Source organism: uncultured Tateyamaria sp., assembly GCF_947488715.1.
Classification (GTDB): Bacteria; Pseudomonadota; Alphaproteobacteria; order Rhodobacterales; family Rhodobacteraceae; genus Tateyamaria.
In genome coordinates this window covers 130,653-152,817 of record NZ_CANLAG010000001.1, presented here as the reverse complement: position 1 = coordinate 152,817, position 22,165 = coordinate 130,653, and the positions used below count along the sequence as shown (strand labels likewise).

Annotated in this window: 13 protein-coding genes and 1 tRNA gene; 9 read left to right on the top strand and 5 right to left on the bottom strand. The window is 58.1% G+C overall.

Annotated features, from left to right (window positions below):
* The 4 genes from gltB to Q0936_RS00700 all read right to left on the bottom strand — a co-directional run bounded on the left by gltB (window position 1) and on the right by Q0936_RS00700 (window position 7,332).
* A complete protein-coding gene (gene gltB, locus Q0936_RS00715) occupies window positions 1-4,530 on the bottom strand; it encodes a glutamate synthase large subunit (RefSeq protein WP_299164837.1) in 4,530 nt (1,509 codons plus the stop codon).
* On the bottom strand, window positions 4,527-5,240 hold the full coding sequence (locus Q0936_RS00710) for a hypothetical protein (protein WP_299298175.1): 714 nt from the start codon (window positions 5,238-5,240) through the stop codon (window positions 4,527-4,529). The genes gltB and Q0936_RS00710 overlap by 4 nt, the downstream gene beginning before the upstream one ends.
* The gene (locus tag Q0936_RS00705) at window positions 5,240-5,701 is read right to left on the bottom strand and encodes a GFA family protein (RefSeq protein ID WP_299298173.1); all 462 of its coding nucleotides are present in this window, start codon (window positions 5,699-5,701) and stop codon (window positions 5,240-5,242) included. Before Q0936_RS00705 ends, Q0936_RS00710 begins: the two co-directional genes overlap by 1 nt.
* A 188-nt stretch (window positions 5,702-5,889) precedes the next feature.
* Window positions 5,890-7,332 carry an NAD(P)-dependent oxidoreductase gene (locus tag Q0936_RS00700; protein ID WP_299139578.1) on the bottom strand — a complete coding sequence of 481 codons (1,443 nt, stop codon included), beginning with the start codon at window positions 7,330-7,332 and terminating at the stop codon, window positions 5,890-5,892.
* A 218-nt stretch (window positions 7,333-7,550) separates the two neighbouring features.
* Between Q0936_RS00700 and Q0936_RS00695 the strand changes: the two genes are divergently transcribed.
* Window positions 7,551-8,354 carry an undecaprenyl-diphosphate phosphatase gene (locus Q0936_RS00695; RefSeq protein WP_299298170.1) on the top strand — a complete coding sequence of 268 codons (804 nt, stop codon included), beginning with the start codon at window positions 7,551-7,553 and terminating at the stop codon, window positions 8,352-8,354.
* On the opposite strand, the gene Q0936_RS00690 is transcribed toward Q0936_RS00695, so the two are convergent.
* A complete protein-coding gene (locus Q0936_RS00690; protein ID WP_299377789.1) occupies window positions 8,351-9,331 on the bottom strand; it encodes a complex I NDUFA9 subunit family protein in 981 nt (326 codons plus the stop codon). The genes Q0936_RS00695 and Q0936_RS00690 overlap by 4 nt on opposite strands.
* Window positions 9,332-9,523: 192 nt before the next feature.
* On the opposite strand from Q0936_RS00690, the gene Q0936_RS00685 reads away from it, so the two are divergent.
* From Q0936_RS00685 to Q0936_RS00650, 8 genes are all read left to right on the top strand, one after another.
* Window positions 9,524-9,610: transfer RNA gene (locus Q0936_RS00685), tRNA-Leu, on the top strand.
* An 840-nt stretch (window positions 9,611-10,450) separates the two neighbouring features.
* Window positions 10,451-11,158: a hypothetical protein gene (locus tag Q0936_RS00680; RefSeq protein ID WP_299294293.1), complete on the top strand. Its 708-nt coding sequence runs from the start codon at window positions 10,451-10,453 to the stop codon at window positions 11,156-11,158.
* Complete coding sequence (locus Q0936_RS00675; RefSeq protein ID WP_299294291.1) at window positions 11,155-12,780, top strand: AMP-binding protein; 1,626 nt, start codon at window positions 11,155-11,157, stop codon at window positions 12,778-12,780. Before Q0936_RS00680 ends, Q0936_RS00675 begins: the two co-directional genes overlap by 4 nt.
* A complete protein-coding gene (locus Q0936_RS00670) occupies window positions 12,777-13,988 on the top strand; it encodes a cytochrome P450 (protein WP_299139589.1) in 1,212 nt (403 codons plus the stop codon). Before Q0936_RS00675 ends, Q0936_RS00670 begins: the two co-directional genes overlap by 4 nt.
* Window positions 13,985-14,236, top strand: coding sequence for an acyl carrier protein (locus tag Q0936_RS00665; protein ID WP_299139591.1), 252 nt, complete (start codon window positions 13,985-13,987; stop codon window positions 14,234-14,236). The genes Q0936_RS00670 and Q0936_RS00665 overlap by 4 nt, the downstream gene beginning before the upstream one ends.
* A gap of 43 nt (window positions 14,237-14,279) precedes the next feature.
* On the top strand, window positions 14,280-15,986 hold the full coding sequence (locus tag Q0936_RS00660) for a carbamoyltransferase C-terminal domain-containing protein (protein WP_299294289.1): 1,707 nt from the start codon (window positions 14,280-14,282) through the stop codon (window positions 15,984-15,986).
* Window positions 15,987-16,341: 355 nt separating this feature from the next.
* Window positions 16,342-16,770, top strand: a complete 429-nt coding sequence (locus Q0936_RS00655) for a hypothetical protein (RefSeq protein WP_299294287.1) — start codon at window positions 16,342-16,344, stop codon at window positions 16,768-16,770.
* Window positions 16,771-16,973: 203 nt separating this feature from the next.
* The gene (locus tag Q0936_RS00650) at window positions 16,974-22,040 is read left to right on the top strand and encodes an SIR2 family protein (protein ID WP_299377786.1); all 5,067 of its coding nucleotides are present in this window, start codon (window positions 16,974-16,976) and stop codon (window positions 22,038-22,040) included.
* Window positions 22,041-22,165: the final 125 nt, after the last annotated feature.

Sequence of the window (22,165 nt, the reverse complement as noted above, 5' to 3'; positions counted from 1 at the left end):
TTACTCCGCCGGAACGGCCGCCGCCTCAACACGGATGGGATGCGCCAGCTTGTCCAGCATCTCGATCGGACACACCTGCACGAAATGCCGCTGCTCGGTGTCCCAATGTTGCAGGATGTCCGCCGCCTTCGCACTGCCCGTCTCTTCGAGATGACGCTCCAACAAGCCCTCAAGCTCGTCCATCCAGTGATCCACCGTCACAGGGCAGGTCACCAGCGTCTCCATGTTCATCAGCTCCTGACACTTGCCCTCAGGATCATAGAGATACGCCATACCCCCGGTCATACCGGCACCAAAGTTTGCGCCAATCTCACCCAGGATCACGGCCACACCGCCGGTCATGTACTCACAACCGTTCGACCCACAGCCCTCAATCACCACCGACGCACCCGAGTTGCGCACGGCAAACCGCTCGCCCGCGCGACCGGCGGCAAACAGATAGCCGTCCGTCGCACCGTACAGCACGGTGTTGCCAATGATGGTGTTCTCAGCCGCAACAATGGGCGAGGCCATGGGCGGACGCACCACAATGGTGCCCCCCGACAGCCCCTTGCCCACGTAGTCGTTGGCATCCCCCGACACTTCCAGCTTTAGCCCCGGCGCCGCAAAGGCCCCCAGCGACTGCCCGGCAGAGCCGGTCAATTTGACCGTCAGGTGATCGGGCTGCAACGTGTTGCGCATCCCGAACTTGCGCACGATATGGCTGGACGTCCGTGTGCCCACAGTCCGATGCGTGTTCTGCACCGCATAAGAAAGCTGCATCTTCTCGCCATCCTCAAGGAATCGCGCCGCATCCCGCACAATCTGTGCATCCAGCGTGTCAGGCACCGCGTTGCGATCCTTGTCGCGGTTGTAAACGATGTCCGCCGCCCCATCGACAGTGATCAGCATCGGGTTCAGGTCCAGATCATCCAGATGCGCCGACCCACGGCTGACCTGTGCCAACAGGTCCGCACGGCCAATCACGTCATCCATGCTGCGCGCACCGATGCTGGCCAGCAACTCGCGCACTTCCTGCGCATAGAAGGTGATCAGGTTCACAACCTTGTCTGCATTGCCGGTGAACTTGTCGCGCAGCGCCTCATCCTGCGTACACACGCCCACGGGGCAGGTGTTCGACTGGCACTGACGCACCATGATACAGCCCATCGCGATCAGCGCCGCCGTGCCGATGCCGTATTCCTCGGCCCCCAGCATCGCCGCCATGACAATATCCCGACCCGTGCGCAGGCCGCCATCGGTGCGCAATGTCACCCGCTCACGCAGGTTGTTCATGCTCAGCACCTGATGCGCTTCGGTCAGGCCCATTTCCCACGGCAGACCGGCATATTTGATCGACGTCGCAGGCGAGGCCCCGGTGCCACCATTGTGGCCCGAGATCAGGATCACATCCGCCTTGGCCTTGGCCACACCAGCAGCAATCGTACCAACGCCGGACGAGGCCACCAGCTTCACCGTCACCTTGCAGCGTGGATTGATCTGTTTCAGGTCATAGATCAGCTGCGCCAGATCCTCGATGCTGTAGATATCGTGGTGCGGCGGGGGCGAGATCAGCGTCACGCCCTTGGTCGAATGCCGCAGCCGCGCAATCAGGTCCGTGACCTTCATGCCGGGCAACTGCCCACCTTCACCGGGCTTGGCGCCTTGGGCTACCTTGATCTCCAGCTCTTCGCACTGGTTCAGGTATTCGGCGGTCACACCGAAACGGCCCGAAGCCACCTGCTTGATCTTGGCCGACGGGTTGTCGCCATTGGGCTCGGGGTGGAAATGCGCGGGATCTTCGCCGCCCTCACCACTGTCCGACTTGGCCCCGATCCGGTTCATCGCCACGTTCAGCGTCTTATGCGCCTCAGGCGACAGCGCGCCAAGGCTCATGCCCGGCGTCACGAATCGCTTGCGGATCGAGGTGATGCTTTCCACCTCTTCCAGCGGGATCGCCTTGCCCAGCGGCTTGATGTCCATCAGATCACGCAGGTGGATCGGCGGCTGCGACCGCATCTTGGCCGAATACTGCTGCCACATCTGATAGGACGCGCGGTTGCACGCCATCTGCATCATGTGCATCGACGACGCTTCCCAAGCGTGCGTCTCGCCGGTTTTGCGCGACTTGTAGAACCCGCCAATGGGCAGCACGTTGGTGCCGGTCCAGCCTTGTGCGTGCACCTCTTCGGCCTTGGACTGGATGCCCGTGACGCCAATGCCGCTGATGCGGCTGGTCATGCCGGGGAAGAACTCGGCGCACATCGCACGGCTCAGACCCACGGCCTCGAAATTCAGACCACCGCGATAGGACGAAACAACGCTGATCCCCATCTTGGCCATGATCTTGAGCAGACCCTGGTCGATGGCATTGCGATAGCGCGCAACCGCCTCGGTCAGCGTCCCGTCAATCAGGCCCCGGTCGATCCGGTCAGCCAGTGAATCCTCAGCGAGGTACGCGTTGACCACCGTGGCCCCACAGCCGATCAGCACGGCAAAGTAATGCGGGTCGATACATTCCGCACTCCGCACGTTAAGCGAACAGAAGGTCCGCAGCCCATTGCGCGTCAGGTGGCTGTGCACCGCGCTGGTGGCCAGGATCATCGGCATCGCCACCTTGTCCGCGTCCGAATGCTGATCGGTCAGCACAATGTGACCGGCACCCGACCGCACCGCGTCTTCGGCCTCCGCACGGATGCGGGCCAGACCGGCGCTCAACGCGCCCGGCCCGGACGCAAAGCTACAGTCGATCTCGACCAGGTCCGCGTTGAAATAGGTGACCAGCTCGTTCCACTGAGCGTTGCCGACAAAAGGGCTGTCCAGCGTGATGATCTCGGTCTGCGCGCTGCTTTCATCCAGCACGTTCTTGAGGTTCCCGAAACGCGTCTTGAGGCTCATCACCCGGAACTCGCGCAAGGAGTCGATGGGCGGGTTGGTGACCTGGCTGAAATTCTGCCGGAAGAAATGCGACAGAGGCCGGTATTTCTTGGACAGAACCGCGCTGGGGGTGTCATCCCCCATCGACGCCAGCGCCTCTTTGCCGTCCTCCGCCATGGGGGCGAGGATGTTCTCCAGCTCTTCGATGGTGTAACCCGCCGCGATCTGACGACGCCGCAGCGCATCCCCGGTGAACAGTGCCTGCTCGGTCACGCCCGACAGCGCGGGATCGAGGTCATTGATCTTGCCGACCCACTCGCCAAAGGGCTGCGACGCGGCCAGTTGATCCTTGATCTCGGTGTCGTGGTACAGCTTGCCCTCGGCCATATCCACGGCCAGAATCTGCCCCGGACCCAACGCGCCCTTCTCGACGACGTTGGCCTCTTCGAGCGGCACCATCCCGGTCTCGGAGCCCGCAATCACCATCCCGTCCTTGGTCACCACAAACCGCATGGGGCGCAAACCGTTGCGGTCGAGCCCCGCACAGACCCAACGCCCGTCGGTCATCGCCAACGCCGCCGGGCCGTCCCACGGCTCCATCACCGAGTTGCAGTAGGAATACATGTCGCGCCATGCCTGCGGCAGCTCCACCGCCTGCTTGGACCACGATTCGGGCACCAGCATCGTCTTGGCCATCGGCGCATTGCGCCCGGCCCGCACCAACACCTCGAACACCGCATCCAAAGCGGCGCTGTCACTCGACCCATTCGCCACGATCGGCTTGATGTCCTCGGCCATGTCGCCAAACGCACCCGACGCCATGCGGATCTCGTGGCTCTTCATCCAGTTCAGATTGCCACGCAGCGTGTTGATCTCACCGTTGTGGGCCAACATGCGGAACGGCTGCGCCAGCCACCACTGCGGAAAGGTGTTGGTCGAATACCGCTGGTGATAAATAGCGAATGCACTCTCGAACCGCTCGTCCATCAGGTCCGGGTAAAACTCCGCCACCTGCTCCGCCAGCATCATGCCCTTGTAGATGATCGACCGGCACGACATGGACGCAATATACAGCTCAGGCACCTGTGCCGCTGCCGCCGCCTTCTCGATCCGACGCCGGATCACATAGAGCTCGCGCTCAAAGGTCTCTTCGTCCACACCCTTGGAATTGCTGATCAAAATCTGCTCAATCTCGGGCCGGGTCGCGTTCGCCTTTTCACCCAGACAGCCGATGCTGACCGGCACATGCCGCCAGCCATAGATGTAATACCCCATCCGCAGAACTTCGGTCTCGACGATGGTCCGGCACGTCTCTTGCGCGCCAAAATCAGTGCGCGGCAGGAACACCTGCCCCACGGCAATCATCTGATCGCGGTTGGGCGTGTGGCCGGTGCGCTCGATCTGATCATAGAAAAACGCCACCGGAATCTGCACGTGAATGCCCGCACCGTCACCGGTCTTGCCATCCGCATCCACCGCACCCCGGTGCCAGATCGCCTTCAGCGCCTTGATCCCATTTTCCACAACCGCCCGGCTCTTGGATCCGTCCACAGACACAACCAGCCCCACACCGCAGGACGAATGCTCCTCCGCTTCGGAATACAGACCGTTCTCGGCCATGTACGTGCGCTTGGCTTCCTCGGCCCGGACCCATTCGGCATCATATTTGGTCATTGGTCATATCCTTTCACAGTCGGAACGTAGCGGGCCAACGAGGCCTCGCAGTCGTAAAGAGGTGTCTTGCTGAAAAACCCCGGCTCATCGGGGTAGATAAAGTCGATCGGCGTGTAATCGCGCTCGACCTCGCGGCCATCCTGCATACGCGTCGTCACACCGCCAATGAAACGGCGGTGGCGCACCGACACGTATTCCCGGCCCGTCACCGTCAGGTACGTGCCCTCGAAATCTTCATAGCGCGCCGAAAATTCGGTGCCGAGCAACGGCTCGCCATCAATGATCACATCATCCCCGGTCAGCCGGTCATAACCGACAACCCGTACAATGCGCTCGTCCATCTTTTGCACGAAATCAAACGTGTCGATCCCGGTCTCAAGAAGCTCTGTCAGGTTCGCAGGATCATCCGCAGGCAACCGCAGCACATTGTGCTGGGTCGGAAACAGATCATAGCTTTCCAGCCACTGCGTTTCGCGGTCGATCTTGGACAGGAACACGGGGCCATCGGCCTCCAGCACCAGTTTCCAGTTTTCGCCCGGCGCATCCGCGGCACAGGTATAGATATTGGCCACCCGGCAACTGCGCATCTGAATGGTCAGCGCACCGGTGCACCCCACAGGCGGATAGAACACACTGCCATCCTGTGCCTGCGCCACCATCGGCACCGGACCAACCGCCATCACAACTGCCAGAACGAGACGACCCACCATCACGTCTCTCCCACATCCGGGTTCAACGCCACGACATCGGCGCGGGTCAGCCGCTTGTGACCCTGATCCACGATCTCGAACCCGTCCGGGGTGTGATCGGTGAAAATCTCATGCGTCAGGGTAAATCCGTTGGGATCATCGAAAATGCCCAGCGGCAGGTCGGTGGACCCAAACCACTCACCCTTCTTGGTCTGCCGGAAATACAGGCCCGTGCCACATTCACGGCACCACGCCCGCTCGGCCCAATCACTGCCCGCCCGCGTCGCGATATGTTCGGCACCCTCCCAGGTGATGTTCTCGGTCTTGATGCTGACCTCGACCAGGGCGGACCCGGTCCAGCGGCGGCACATCGGGCAATGGCAAATCCCAAAGGTGGCCGGCACGTCGCGCGCAACAAAACGCACGGCGCCGCACAAACAGCCACCCTTTGCCTCGTCGAACACTGCGCGCGGTGCGGTCATGCCCTGTTTATCCTTTTGCTCAGTTGCGTCAGCTTTGCTGACCTTTTGTGTTTACGTTTCAGTAGGCTTTGGGCCGTTTCCAAAACTGTGCAGTTGCGGCGGCAATCTGTACGTTTTTGCGATTTTGGCGCGAAATCGACAAATTTGGTGCGATCCAAACCGTACAATTTCAGACCAAAACTGTACGTTTATTCCGCTGCCATCACCTGCGCTTTGGCGTTCATGGCGTCCAGAATCGCGTCGGCACAATCGCGCCCGTCACGAATCGCCCAGACCACCAGGCTAGCGCCGCGCACGATGTCACCTACCGCATAGACGCCATCCATGGCCGTCTTGCCCGTGGTGAACGCCGCCTTGATCGTGCCCCAGCGGGTGACTTCCAATTCGGGCTGATCCCACAGTGTCGGCAGGGCCTCGGGCTCGAACCCCAGCGCCTTGATCACGAGGTCCGCGTCTTCGACATAGTCCGCGCCTTCGATCACTTCGGGGGCCTGACGGCCCGTGGCATCCGGCGCGCCGAGGCGCATCTTTTGCACCATCACGCCCGCCACGGTGTCGCCATCGGTGGTGAACCCTTTGGGCGCGCTCAGCCATTCGAACACCACGCCTTCTTCTTCGGCGTTCTGCACCTCGCGTTGCGACCCCGGCATGTTGGCGCGGTCACGGCGATAGAGGCATTTGACCGACGTGGCCCCCTGACGGATCGACGTCCGCACACAGTCCATCGCGGTGTCGCCACCGCCGATGACCACGACGCGTTTGTCCTTTGCGTTCAGGCGTCCATTGTCGAAATCCTCGACCGCATCGCCAAAGCTTTTGCGGTTGCTCGCAGTCAGGAAATCAATGGCCTTTTCGATGCCTGCGGCTTCGCCGTTTGGCATGGCCAGATCGCGGCTTTTGTACACGCCCGTTGCGATAATGACGGCATCATGGGTGTCTTTGATCTCTTGGAACGTGATGTCCTTGCCCACGGTACAGTTCAGCCGGAATGTCACGCCGCCCTGCTCCAATTGCGCGTTGCGGCGCATCACGACATCCTTCTCCAGCTTGAAGCCGGGGATGCCATAGGTCAGCAGGCCGCCCGCCCGGTCATAGCTGTCATAAACAGTGACCTGCACGCCCGCACGGCGCAGCACATCCGCCGCCGCCAGCCCGCCGGGGCCTGCGCCGATGATGCCCACGGATTCGGTCCGTTCTGCGGTCGGTGTGATGGGCTGGACCCACCCCTGTTCCCAGGCGGTGTCGGTGATGTATTTTTCGACGGAACCGATGGTGACGGTGCCGTGGCCGGATTGTTCGATGACGCAGTTGCCTTCGCACAGGCGGTCCTGTGGGCAGATGCGTCCGCAGATCTCCGGAAAGGTGTTGGTGGCCTGGCTGACGTCATAGGCTTCGCGCAGACGCCCTTCGGCGGTCAGGCGCAACCAGTCGGGGATGTTGTTGTGCAGCGGGCAGTGGCTCTGACAATAGGGCACGCCACACTGGCTGCACCGGCTGGACTGTTCCTTGGCCTTCGCGTCCGCGTATTCCGCATAGATCTCGTCAAAATCCTGACGCCGCACATCCGCCCCACGCTTCTCCGGCATGTCACGCTCGATCTTCACGAATTTCAGCATAGGCTGCTCAGCCATGGGGTCGGTCCTTGATCTGGTCTGGGTCTCCGCCGGATAAAGGAATGCAAACAGGATTAAAAGTCAGTAATGCTGACGTAATTTGAGAAAATTGGCCGCCAGAAGTCAAAAAGGTGCCGCAGGTCGCACAATTTTATATCCGAATCGGACTTATTTTCACTGTTTGCGTCCAGAATCGCGCATTTGTATTAACAATGTATCACAGGGGCGCACCAATCATGACTCTTTTTCAACTTCTGATTGTCGCCATGATTCAAGGCGTGACCGAGTTTCTGCCCGTGTCCTCTTCGGGTCACCTCATCCTGCTGCCAGCCCTCACCGGAACGCAGGATCAAGGATTGGCCATCGATGTTGCGGTACATGTCGGCACCCTGATCGCCGTCACACTGTATTTCTGGCGGGATGTCCGGGTGGCCGTGCGCGGAACCGGGCGTCTGATCCGCGGCAAAGTCGATACGCAGGGCGCGTTTCTTGCCCTGTGCCTCATCCTCGCGACCATACCGGCCCTAGTGGTCGGGCTGGTGATCAAAATGACCGGGCTGGATGAGGCGATGCGATCCGTTGCGGTGATTGGCTGGACCATGTTGATCTTTGGACTGGTGCTCTATTGGGCGGACAAGACGGGCGACACAACTCGGACGGCTGATCGCTGGACGCTGCGCGACGCGGCCATGATGGGTCTGGCGCAATGCCTGGCGTTGATCCCCGGCACGTCTCGATCCGGCATCACCATCACCGCCGCCCGCGCTCTGGGTTATGAACGTCAGGACGCTGCACGTCTCGCCATGCTGATGTCGATCCCGGTGATCCTGGCCTCTGGTGCCGTGCTCAGCCTCGATGTCATCGGAGACGCCAACTGGCCCCTGATGCGCGACGCGGCCATCGCCGCGGCCTTTGCGTGCATAGCGGCACTGGCGGCGCTGACACTGATGATGCGCCTTTTGCGCACCGTCAGCTTTACACCTTACGTGATCTACCGCGTTGTGTTGGGACTGGGCCTGTTGTTCTGGGCCTACAGTTAGGCGCGCAGGTTCTTTGCGCTTTCCTTGATCGCATCATACTGCCCGGACGGGCGGAACCGCCACAGATACTCGGGCAGAACCGACTCGAGCGCCACCGGTTTGATCCCAAGGGTATCGAACCCTTTGGCGCCATCAGCCACGATGTTGTCATTGCGCAGGTTGCGCACCTGATCGCGCGTGATCTGAGCCGGGACCAAACCCAGCGACGCCGCATTGATCATGTCAAAGGTAAAACCCATCAACGACGCAATCGGGAACGGAATGTTCACAATGGAGCGTCGACGGCGAATGACACCCAGCATGGTTGTCATCAAAGCGCGGAACGTGCGAACGTCTGGCCCGCCCAGCTCGTAAACGCCGGTATCGACATCCGTGGTCAACGCGAGTTCGGCCGCATGGGCCACATCATCCACATAGACCGGCTGGAACTGTGTCGCGGCACCCACAACCGGCAACACCGGGCCCAAGCGGGACATCCCCGCAAACCGGTTAAAGAAATCGTCTTCGGGGCCGAACACGATGGACGGACGCAGGATCACGGCATTTGGCATATGCTCAAGCACTGCCGCCTCGCCTTCGCCTTTGGTACGTGCGTAGTCGCTGTCGCTGGCCACGTCTGCCCCGATGGCCGAGATATGCACCATCTGCTGCACACCGGACTGCGCTGCAATCCGCGCGATGCGTGCCGCACCTTCGGATTGAACCGCGTCAAAGGTGTTCTTGCCCTTCTTGGCCAAGATGCCCACGCAATTCACAACAGCATCTGCGCCTGTCATCACCGAGGCAACGGACGCATCATCGCGGATGTTGCACAGCACCGGTTCGACCTGGCCCACGACGCCGTAGGGTTTGACAAAGATCGCCTCGTTCGGGCGGCGGACCGCGACACGAACACGCCAACCGGCCTTGGCCATCCGGCGCGCAATGTAACGCCCGACAAACCCGGACCCGCCGTAGATGGTGACCAATTTGGACATGACCCGCTCCTTGCGCATGAATCCAGACTGTATCTACAACCCGCCCCAGAGGCAGACAAGACGCCAATTTGGCGCGCCGGATTGAGAGCCACGTGATCCGCCAAACCAATGTGTCGGAAAGGCCGCGTCTGCACACCAGAATCGCATTGACACCCCCAGCCGCTGGGCTTAAACGCCCGTCTACCAACCCGTGCCCAGATGGCGGAATTGGTAGACGCGCTAGCTTCAGGTGCTAGTGTCCGTATGGACGTGGAGGTTCGAGTCCTCTTCTGGGCACCAAATCATCCCGTAACCACATATATTTTCCCGTATTTGTTGATACAGTGCAGCCGTGCGCGCCCTTATGGCCCCCGTAGTGCGTTTGGTATCCATCCCGCTCTACTGAAAAAGATCAACGCGGCCCTTGGCATATCTCGCCAGTGTCCCTACGACCTAGCTACTAAGTACGCGCGCGACATAATTTGCCTGCAAGAGCATAACTTGTGCGGTAAGCGTTTGGTGTCTCCAGGGAATACCGGGCTAGCTCCTAGCCTATGTCTCGGCGAAATTTCCGTAAATCCGCCTAATTTGGGCTCCGCGATATCCTAGGGGTAATCCGTGGGCCGTGCAGTAGCACCCCTAAATGCACGCAAGCACGCGCGCGTTCGGGGCCAATACCGCAGATTGCGCGGGGTTGGAGTATGCCCCCTGCTACGCCCTCCACTCCGCTGTTTTGCATTCCGTGAATCGCTGTGCCGTCCGATCAACGCGCCACTTCGCCCAGCGCTTTTTTGCGCCGTTGAAATCCGGTTGCGGCCTGCTTGTGACTTGGGTCCAGTCGATGGGCCACCATGCAGTTTCCACCGATTTCCATGTGCTGACCCTTTTCCCAACTTGCCGCATTTTTCCCCAAAATTGCCGCCCTGCCCGCTCTGCGTGTGGGTCAGATCACGTTTTATCTAGCTCCGGTTGTTTTCACATAAGTTTGACTGATTAAACGGCTGTTTGGCGTCTTGCCATTTGGCATTTTGAACGACTGTATTGCACTGAAACGCTAAGCTTTGCCGAAATTGAAACGACGACAGCAGAGCAATAAACGGGCAACGCTGACCAAGCCAAGACGTGCAGGAAGACAATAGTATGAACTCGAGACAGCAGCGCGAGGAGGCGAAGACGGCACAGTCAATGCTGGCGGCTGAACTCAAGCGTAGGCTTGAGCAGAATATCGGGAACTTGCCGCCTTGGAATTGGCGCGTTGACGACGTGTTTGTGCTCTTCAATGAAAGTGGGTCGAAAGCCCCCCTCTTTTGGTGCTTCAACAGCTGGGTTGAGCCAATCGCCCTCGCACGTGTTCTAGGTCCTGAGCAGCCACTTGTCGCGATGCATTCGCTCGACAAGGTCATGACGGGTCTTAGAGAAAAGCAGACCTACTTTCTTTCCATCATCGATCTTTATCGCGAAGGCATTCTCGAACGGACAGGAACAGACGATTTCGTCCTTGGTGGGAACTGTCAGGGAGCGGGGATCATGGAGACTGTAGCGCAGGACATCCTTGCGCGCACGGGAGTCGCTCGGCCGTTGATCCTGCTAGAGCATACGCCGCGGTTTGCTTACCCCGGTGAAACCCGAATTCTATTTGGAGAACAAAGCCAGCAGTTCAACCCTTTTCTGCGAGGCGAGAACCCCGTGCCTCGCTGGAATGCCCAGTTCACGTCCTATGAAGTTCAAGAGATCCCAGGCGCGCATGGGAAGTATTTTCGCTCGCCTGGCATTGACGCTCTGGCGCGGACTGTCACAGACATGGTGCAGCGAACACAGGGCGTACCCTCGCTGGTTGCCAATTCGTGACAGCCGACGAGAACTCTGTCCTAGCTGCGCTATGGGCCAATGTGCAGGCGCATCCCGATCACACGGCATTTCGCTTCGTGCGGCGCCGTGGCGAGCTGGGCGACACGTTGAGCGTCGGCGAGCTTTGGAAGAATGCAGAAGCGGTTGCCCATGCCCTGCCAGACATGGCCGACGCGAAACACACAGGCGTTATGCTTTTTTGCGGTGACGCGCAGACTTTCGTCACCGCGATGATCGCAGCTTGGATGCGCGGTGCAACGGTCATACCAGCCGCAGGGGGAATGAACGCTGGGTTGGCCGAACGTAACAAGCAAATCATAGATGCGGGCAAGCCCGACATCATCCTGCATGATCTGACGGAAGCACGTGCAGCAGACTTGAAAAGACTCGCGCCGGAAGCGGAGATACTGGACGTCAACCTGATTGGCAAAGCAACAAGACCCAGATCAAATCGAGATGAGACTTTCGACTTGTCCGGTGGTCAACTTCTGCAATTCACCTCCGGCTCGACCAACGCTGCCAAGGCCGTCTTGTTGACGCCTGAAGACATCGCGCTCAATGCCAAACACATTCGAGACACCTATGGGCTTGATCCAAATGGGACCTGTGTTCACTGGTTGCCGCTTTATCATGACATGGGGCTCGTTGGGAGTGTCCTTGCACCGCTTTACGCTGGTCAGCCATCAGTATTGATCCGACCAAGCGTGTTTATCCAGAATCCGCTGGAATGGCTGGATCATCTCACCCAGTGGCGCGCGACGATTACGAGCAGTCCGAATTTCGCCTACGATATGCTTGTAAACAGGCTGGACAAGACGCCCGAAGGGAAATGGGACCTGAGCAGCCTGCAAACTTTCATCTGTGGCGGCGAGCCAGTGCGCGAAGACACCATTGGAAGGGTCGTCGACCGGTTGGGCAGGTATGGCCTGTCCAAAGCTGCAATTGCACCATCGTACGGAATGGCTGAGGCGGTGCTTATGATTTCCTCAGGTCAAAGGCAGGATGGTCCCAAATTCCTTCGCAGGCAAAATGAACAGTCTCTTGCCTGCCTCGGCAAACCCGGCGGAGGGGTTGAGGTCGACATAGTTGAACCAATTTCGCGCGCAGGTGTGGAACACGGCACCTTTGGAGAGGTATGGATCAAAGGTTGCGGTTGTGGGCGTGTCATACCGCAAGGGCAATCCTGGCGTGTGCCTTACGACAAGAAAGCGATCAGGACAGGCGACTGGGGCATGATTGTAGATGGCGACATCTACATAGCGGGTCGCGACGCCGACCGCATCATCCTGCGCGGCCGCAACGTCTTGGCCGAAGACATCGAGGCCATTGTCTATGCGTCACAACCAGAAGCAGGTGCGGCAGACGGTGTCGTTGCATTTGGTATTCCGCAAAACGGAACCGAGGTGCTGCATGTATTGGTTGAACGTGGACGTGATGGACCCGCTTTCAACGAAAGGGCGTTTTTCTCGCTCCTGGGGGCCAGACTGGATATTCGTTGCGAAGGTGTGACGGTCGTCCGTCGCGGGTCGCTGCCTCGCACAACCAGCGGGAAGGTGCGCCGCGCCGCGTCTCGGGATGCTTTCCTTGAACTGTGGCAAGACCAGAAGGGCATTGAAAGATGAGCCGGAACAGCCCCCTTGCGCTGCGGCTCAATACGCGCGCGATGGTCAAAACACCGCACACGTTGCTTGATCCCATGCGCGAATACGGGGATTTGGTTTGGCTATCCAATCCTAATCGCTGGCTTGTTCTTTCACGGTCTGCCGCTTTGGAGGTGCTGCGCGATCCCAACCTGCATGTATGGACGCGGCGCAATAGCGTAGAACGCCTTCAAGATCGGTTTGACATGGATCTCTCTGCCGTTCTGAAGGCGCTCGATTGGATCCCGTTTATGCATGATGGCCCACGGCATGCTGCCCTCAGGAGCGCGTTTGCCAGGCTGCTTGGCAGCATTGGCACCGATTATCTAAAGGCCTACGAACAGACCTCATCCGAGCTCTTGGAAGTTATGCAAGAGTCTGGAAGCGGAGATTTTGCGGCGGGTTACGCTGACCGTTTGCACGTCGAAGTGTTTGGGCATCTCGCCGGAGTCCCACCATCGGAGCGCCACGCGTTTCATTGTGCCACCGCGCTTGATGGGACCGTCCAAGCGGCATCAACCGTTGCGAAAATGCAAAAGGCCTGCGCACAACTGGACAGTGTTCTTGAGCGCCTACAGGACCTGTCCAAGACGGAAACTACATCCGACTTTATGGACCAGGTCGGTGCCGCGCTGATACAATCTGGCCTTGAAGATACCGCTGTTTCTCGGAGCGAGTTCTTGCTGGCGTTTCTCTTGCTTGGGGGGGACACGCAAGCCGGGGCTCTCACTGTGGGGCTTGCACATTTGTTGGACAGTAATGGTGGCACGCTTTCTCTAGGCAGCGATGATTGCCAGTTGCCGGACAAGCATTGTCTGGTCGACGAGATGATACGTATCTCCACACCCGTACAAACCTCGGCGCGCTACGCTACGAAAGACACTGTGATCAGCGGACAGCACATCGCCAAAGGTGATGCCGTGCAGCTGTCTTTACAGGCTGCAAATTTTGATCCGTTAGCCTTTGAGTGCCCACACGCAGTCCAGTCAGGTCGCCCAAAAAACGTGGCGTTTGGTGGAGGGCGCCATCTTTGCTCTGCCATGCCATTGGTTAGAAAAACACTGGCCATCACATTGAGCCACTTGGAAACTCTGGGTTCGATCGAAGCTTTGCCTGGGCGCACTTTGGCCGAAGATTTAACTGTACGAAGATTTGCGCATTTACCGATAAGGATTCCTTCAAGGCTATGACCGATATTGACCTCGCCTCTCTCGCGCTTGAGCGTTTGGCTATCTACCTTAAACGCCCCGTCACCCCTAAGGACCTTGAACTGCGCTATGACGAACTTGGCGCAGACTCGGTGGACATGGTTTCGCTGGCCTTCGAGATTGAGGAAGCCATGGGGCAACCCGTATCGCCTGAGATTTTCCTTGAGTTTGAAACTGTTAAACAAGCCCTCGAAGCCGTTGCTTCGGGGCATGGTGACATAATCGGATGATCCGGTTTTTACGACGCCCAAGACAGATGTCTGAGGATCTCTAATGGCGGTGTTTCATCTCGGCCTTTCAACTTCGGGACACGATCCTGCACTCGCGGTGGTGGGACCAGACGGCGCGATCCTGTTTGCCGAGGCTACGGAGCGCGTGCTGCAGGACAAGCGGGCGTGGGGGGCTCTGCCCGATCATTTTGGGCATGTTAAATCTGCATTGGCTGCCGCCGGGTTTGACACTGGACGTGACACGTTGCGTGTCGCGACAACGTGGCGCCAAACTGCCGCGACCCAGCGCCCAAAAAAGTCGCATGAACGCGGCATGGGCATGTTCTTTGGTGACGGCCTTTTGGATGAAGCTGACGCAGCTTGGCTGCCCGTCTTGCATGCAAACCTACAACACACTGTAGGTGTGTCGTTCATGCGGCTTGGCCTCGCCAGCGACATGCCCGAGCCACGTCGTTTCGATCACCATTTATGCCATGCCGTAGCCGCCTGCGCTTTTGCGCCCGTCAGAAACGCATCCTGCCTTGTGCTGGACGGTACAGGTGAAGTCGGTGCGGTATCCGCGTTCCGGCTTTTGGACCGGACTCTTTCGTTTCACTGGCGGTCATGGGGGCCAGGCAGCCTGGGGGCGCTGTATGCCTGGATCACCAAGCTCTGCGGGTTTGACTGGTCGGCAGGCGAAGAGTGGAAGGTAATGGGGCTGGCCGCTTACGGGACGATACGGCCTGAATGGCGCGATACCATCGCCAGTGTCCTCAAAATCAATAAAGGGCGACCGGAACTTGCAAGCGCAGATGTGCTTGCCCAGGCCAAGGCGGAGATGTCCAAGCATGCACGCCATCCTGATTTACCTATCATGATGGCTGCGGATCTTGCCGCCAGTGGGCAAGCGGCCTTTGCGATGCTGGCCGATCAAGTTTTGGCTGCAGCCCAAACAGGTGAAGAAGAAAGGCCCCTCATTCTGACCGGTGGGTGCGCATTGAACTCCTCTTACAACGGCACCATTGCCAATCGGCTTGGCTTCGACCAGGTCTTTGTCCCACCTGCACCGGGGGACGATGGGAACGCTGTCGGTGCTGCTCTTCTTTCCTGGATGAAAGAAACCGGCACTGCCAGTATTCCACAACATGACGGCTCTCCGTTTCTGGGCAGTGAACCAAACCTTCAGAACCTACAGCGCCTCGCCATGGGTGGTCGGGTCACCGATGTCACGAGCAATAGTGAAGATGCGGTGGCAGAACGACTGGCGGCAGGTCAGATTGTCGGCGTGATGCGAGGACGAGCGGAATGGGGGCCGCGCGCCCTAGGGCACAGGTCGATCCTTGCCAACCCAAGTGTTGCTGGCATGAAGGATCGCATCAATCTTGAAGTGAAAGGGCGCGAACCTTACCGCCCCTTTGCACCTGTGGTCCGAATGGATGACGTCCATGATTGGTTCGAACGTCCGCAACCCTCGCCCTATATGTCGCTCACATTGCCCTGGCGTACCGAAAAGCGCGCTCTTGTACCGGCGACGGTCCATGAGGATGGAACTGGACGACTGCAAACCGTTACCGCAACAAATGCCCCATGGATGCACCGCCTCGTTTGCGCCTTTGGCGAGCGATCAGGAATCCCAGTGGTGCTGAACACAAGCTTTAACGTCATGGGCAAGCCGATTGTTCATTCAGTTGAAGACGCACTCGCTGTGTTTTCCACCAGTGGCTTGGACGCTATTCTATTGGGTGATACTTTGATTGAAAAGCCGTGCTGAGAAAGTGGTCGCGCGCCGTTCTGCCAGTTGTTAGCACTTCGGTTTAATCGCCATTTACGTATCTGGTGCCGATGTTATTCGCTTTGACTACGGGTCGCAAAACGGTTGCCACATCTTGCACTGTGACGCATTTGTTTTGCGCCTCTTCTGAATACTACCCCCCTGATTCCTTCTTTGTGCCAAACAGTACTATGCGCTTTTTTGCATCCTATTGCCGTCACGGATTGTAGGTGTGCCTTACCTTAGCCATCCGCATTTTGGTCCATTTCCCAAGGTCAACTGAATAAGCATTTCTTGACATACATAGGCGCAACGCTGCTAGCATACCCGACTATTAAGGGATTGGGGGAATGCAATGGATTTGGACGACTATACTGTTGAGTTTTCAAAAGTCGGATTGAAAGTGAAAGTGGGAGGAACGGCACCGTCACACGTGGGAAGCGCGCAGATTACACTCCCGAAACTGAAGAAACTGCCCGCAACGACAAACCTGCTGGACGTACTGCAATACATCTGCACGGAACTCTATCCGCTGGGCGTTGAGTTGGGACTTGAGACCAAAGGGCGAGGAAGCGATCAGGAACTGCTCGCGGTTAAACTGCATCACAAGGTCGGACTGATCCGGCAAAAGACAGTATCCTCTGCACCAGATGAACAATGGATGTGGCAAGTGCAAACGCCAAGCGTGCAGTTCAAGGACAGCGAACCGAAACCGTTTTCGGAGCTCTTGAGTGAAACGGCGCAAGACGGCAGCCACCTGAAATTCAGTCTCGAGAACCGTTAGGGAAACAGGCGTGCGCGGCATCCCGCCGTCAGGGGCTAGGGTGCAATGTCGCGACCAGCGCCTCGTTTTCCTAGGCCTTCTGTGCGCATCACCACAGTGCGAAACCGCCCGTTACACTTATTGAATAATCATCCATTCGGCCGCGTATTTTCGCAAACTTGGGCTGCTTGGGTGAATTTCAAAAATCAATTGGAGCAAAACACGTGTTTCCATATAATGAAAATGCAATAAGCACGCCGCGTACATCTTCGGACATTGAAAGGTTTGGGCATCAGGCGCTTTTGCGTGCGCTCAACATCGGTCGTGTTGTTGCCTTTGCCGGGTCTGGCACATCTCTGAAATTTGGGCAGCCCACTTGGGGTGAATTTGCAGAGCGCGGCGTCAAGCTGTTCTTTGCGCTGCAAACCGCATTGATGGCGCACGAGAATTGGGTGGACGGTGGGACCCAATCAGACATCGTAACAGATTTCAAAAAGACGCTTGGCCCGCTTGTTGAAGAAATCAAGGACCTCAGGGTGCAAAGCGACTTTCAACCCAGCCATCTGATCGAATTGATCGAAGATTATTTTGATGACATTCACCCGCTTTTGGAACGTCACGGGCTGATGCCGGAAGACCTGAACAAACACACGTTCAGCAAACGGCGCGCACTGGCGCTCACGAAACTGGAGGCCGCGCACCCGACCGAAGCTACAGCAGGTGGTTGGGAAGAGTACCACTTTGGCCCCGTCGTCAAAGACACCGGCGACCTCGACCGAATGGCGTTCAAAACGTCTGAATTTCGACGCATCTTTGCAGAGCAGTTCACCATCATGAAATCGCCGCAGGACAATCGTCTCAAGTCCAGCCACAGTTTTCAGGACCTGCTGGATGGGCTCGACCTTGGAGACCATTCGGCGGTCAAAGAGATCGACAGGATTCGATCCGACATCGAGCGGATAGACGCAGCGCGCACGTTGCGACGCAGTTTGGGCGTGCGGCGGTTTCTGACGCTGAACTATGATCTGGAACTGGAGATGATGCTCTTTGAAGAAGGGCGCGCCACACCGATCGAACCCTATCGCGACTTTCGGCAATTCTTGACACAGGAACGCTCGGAGGCGCTAGACGACCTGCCTTACAAACCTGGCCGCGCGGTCAAACTTGAGAGCCCATCGGGCCGTGTTGTGCGCAGCAGTTCGAGCCGTCGCGAGACATTGGCCGATCTGTTTTCCTTTGGTGCATTTCCTACGAACTACGATGCATCGGTTCACCACTTGCACGGACGGATTGACGATCCAAAGAACATGATTGTCACGCCCAAGGACTACCAACGCATCTACTATGGCGCGAGCGATCAGAAAAAGAGCTTTGACGAGGCCCGGCACGCCGTCTTTACCGGGTCTGACATTCTGGTTCTCGGGATGGGCACATCTGAACACGACGTGCTCAAACCATTGCGCGATTTCCTCGAACTTGAAGCAGACCGTCGGGACGCCTACGGCAACGTTTACTACATCACCGCAACAGAGTTTTCCGGCAAGCAGTCCAGCCTTTGGGATGCCATGCAAGCCGCACGTCTGAGTGCAAAATCCAAAACCCAGAGCCTCTATAAAGACTATGGGATGCACACGCTGTTCATTGACCAAAGTTTCGACAATCGGCGCTCGCGCAGTTGGACCGGAGCAAGCGCGTCTCTGTTCGCAGCAAGGGCCGAGATCGCATTTTACCTCAACGCGACCAAAGGGACCGCACGCATAGAGCCTTGGGCATCTCAAGAGGTGCAAAAGGACTTTGATCGGTTGTTCCACGACATCAACCGGTTCCCTGCCAGCGGCGCAAAGCCAGAAAAAATCCGGCTGACGGAAAAGGACGAGATCACGCTGGCCCGCGCGTTGATCAAATCATGGAACACCCTTGATCCACAAGACACCGCACAGGGGCAGGAGCGGCGCAATCAGATACGAACGGCGTTTGCCGCACTGGACTCGCATCTCAAGGACACCGGGCTGGTAGAGTTCGCAGAACGGTTGGAAACGTCGCGTCGGGAATGGTGGTCGGACTGGTCCGAGTTTCCGGGCCTGCGCGTCGCCGTTCTGGGACGGCATTTCTATAAACTGGATCCAGCTCAGGACCTTGCGGAACAGGCCAAGAACCCCCGGTTCAAGGTGGTCAACGAATGGGATGACGCCCCGCTTGTCTGGCGGCAAACCAATCTTGATGCACGGTTCCGGATCAAGTCGCTGCAGCTTGGCAATATGGACGAAACACCTCAATTCACCGGATTGCTCAAAGCCACCGAGCAGGCCAGATCAGAGGCGCTTGAAGCGGCAAAAACGGAGAACGAGGTACGAGCGGAGGCCGGTGAGCCGCTGTACCCAACCCAATTCCCTGCCAGCGTCGCACGCATCTCTATTCCGCCGGGCGGTGGGAAAGGCAGATTGCTCACCTATTTCACGAAGCAGCAAAAAACCTCTGGAGCAAAAGACGGGGAGACGATCTGGCCATTCCAGACCCTGTTCGGGGACCCTAAAACGCTTGGTGCCGCGAACAGGAACTACAAAGCCTGCTTTATGTCGCATCTGACCTACGCGCTCGAATTCAGCGGGACGATGATCGCCTTTGCTCGCATGCTGCAAAACATGTTGCCGCTGCTCAGGCAGGAAGTGACCCCCGAACACCAGGCTGACCCCCTATGGGACGAGATGCTGGACCATCAGTTTCAGGAGCGGAATGATGCAGACCCCTGCATCTCTACGCTACGCGATATGTTCGCTCTGTTTCGCCGTACCTGCCCGGAAACCGGCTGGAAAACACGGATGGTGGCGATCTTTTCCTATCTGGACCGTTTGGTGGATGAGAATGGGGATGCCTATTCGCCGCACCATCGCGCATTTTTCAGGCTGGTATCGGGCTGGAACGACGCTAACCAGCACATGCAGATGCCTTTTGATTGCGTGTTGATAAACTGCTACGCGGATCAACCGATCAGATACCTGTCCATCGAAAAACCGGTGAACCCGAAAAAGGACAAACGCAGAAACGAGGTCTGGGCGGAAAGCAATTGGCGCTTGCGCCATGACCGCCGCATTGCCTTGCAACACTGGACTGAGTTGGACCGCGTCCGGCCCAGGATCATCTTCCAGGAAGCTCTTGAACGGATTGCCCGCCTTCCACCCATTGCAGTCGCCCAAAATCCACAAGACAGCGCCGACGCCCTGAGTGCAGCGCTTGAGATCAAGGAAGACGTGAACGATTTTCTTCAGCTTCCATCGAACCTGAACAAGTTCATGTATCGGCGCGTGGCAAACGGCTACTTTCTGGCCGGGCTTGCCAATACGATTTGGCACTTGCGGGCCGGCGATGTCCAAGGCTTCCGCGATGAATGGCAGAGGTGCATATCTGCCTTGGATATCGCCTATGCCCGCGAGAAGTCCCGCGGCCTTATCGAAGAGTTGATGAGCATCTACCGCCGACTGGACCGTGAAATTGTGGACCTGGGATTAGGCACCAATGACGACCCTGAGAGCGACCGACGCGATGCACCGCCAAACCGCATCGGAAGCACGGCACGCAACCGAAACCGCGAACGGTTGCGGACAATGACAATTGACCATCTCGCACTGCTTCAGGTTCCGGCCACGCCGGAAACGCTCATGACCTGTCCCGATGTCAAAAGCGCACTTCACTCCGTGTCTCGGGCCGAGAACGACACCCCCCTCGAAATCCTGACGCAGGAACTCAACCTGTTGGTCGGGCGCGGCCTTGCATCACGGTACAAAAGGTTTGCCGACGAAGTCGCCGGAAAAACGGTGCCTCGGTATGTCTACGTGCTGAACACCAAGGTGGCGAGTGTTCTGCGCGCCAGAGCGAACCTGGAGGTCTATTCACAATACCGATTGATGGTCTTTCAACCCAACGCGTACCCATCGCAACCGGAACGCGCGCTCAAGCCGGACGTCATCCACCTTGATCGGGTTGATGCCGTCATACGCGCCCTGGTCAAGTCGACACATCAGGATCTTGTTCAGAAGTACTGGAATATTCGCAGGAATGAATACACCTGGCCGGATGATGCGACCATCGCCGCCGAGATGGAGCAGTGCAACGACAAGCTGCGGGCTGCTTATGCGCTGATCCGCGGCACCTTTTCGATCTCGGTGATCGCCCGGCTGGCAGAAAGCAGTTCAACCGACAAAAGGATCGCACCGTTTGACCAGTATCGCACCTGGACACGCAAATTGCTGAACACGGCCACTTTGTTGCGCAAGATCCGGGAACGTGACATGGAACGGCGATTGAACGCCGCAGGTCCGCGTTTCGACGTCGCCCTGCCCTACAACAACTCGTTTCTGCGGGACGAGGTGTCCTGGCTGTACAACGAACGCGCGCTTGTCAGCTTTGTGCAGGGCCGGTTGTTCGACGCATTGCCATTGTTCGAACAGGCGCAGGTGATGCTGGGCAATTCCAGCAAGCGTTCCGCACCGCAAAGTCAGGCAGCAACGCACCGCCGGATTCAAATGAACTTTGCGCTGGCGCAGGTCGAACGCGGCAACATCGTATCGGCACAGGAAACGCTGACCCGTATCGTGACAGAAACGGAACGGCGTTGGGATACAGACACACCGTCCGTCATTCACTGGATGGCCAAGGGGTTCATGGCGCTTTGCCACCATCTGACCAACGAATTCACCCGCGCCAAAGAGGACTATGAAAAGGTTCTGGACGAGATCGGAGCCTTTAATCATCCAAGGGCCGAAAGCATCTTTCGGCGTCACTATGGCGACTTGCTGAGGGCGATGGCAACGTCACGCAATGACCCCGAGTACAAAGAGGCGATTTCGCATCTGCGCAGCTCCGAAGAGCTGGCCTTGGGCATTCGCGCAACGGACCTGCACCACTATGCGATCATGGCCCAGGCCCGTTTGCACCGCGACATGCAGGACCGGGGACAGGCGCTTGAGAATCTCCGACGGGTAGAAGAATACGCGCGCTCCATGGGCATCCAGAAAATGCTGTCCGAAGTTCTCAAGGTGCGAGGCGAGGTGCTGCTGGCCGAAGGCGAGACGACGCAGGCGGGTTTTGTCACCGCGCAGTCTATCGCCATCTCAAAACGTAACGGTATGCGCCTGCGCAAGATTTCGGCCTCGATCATTCAGGCGCGGATATTGCAGGCCAGAAACCAGACAAAGGACGCAGAACGCCTGTTGAATGAAACGATCACTGAATCGCAGGTGCTGGGATATGCGACAAAAACCAGTCAGGCGGTCAGTCTCATCAAGGCGCAATAACCCTGCGCAGATCGTGTTTGGTTGAGGGAATATCCGCCAGATAACTGTCCGGTCCTGCCGGGACGGGCGACATGTCATGCACAAGTGCACAGATTTGGTGTACCGACAATTGTGTTGGATCCCAA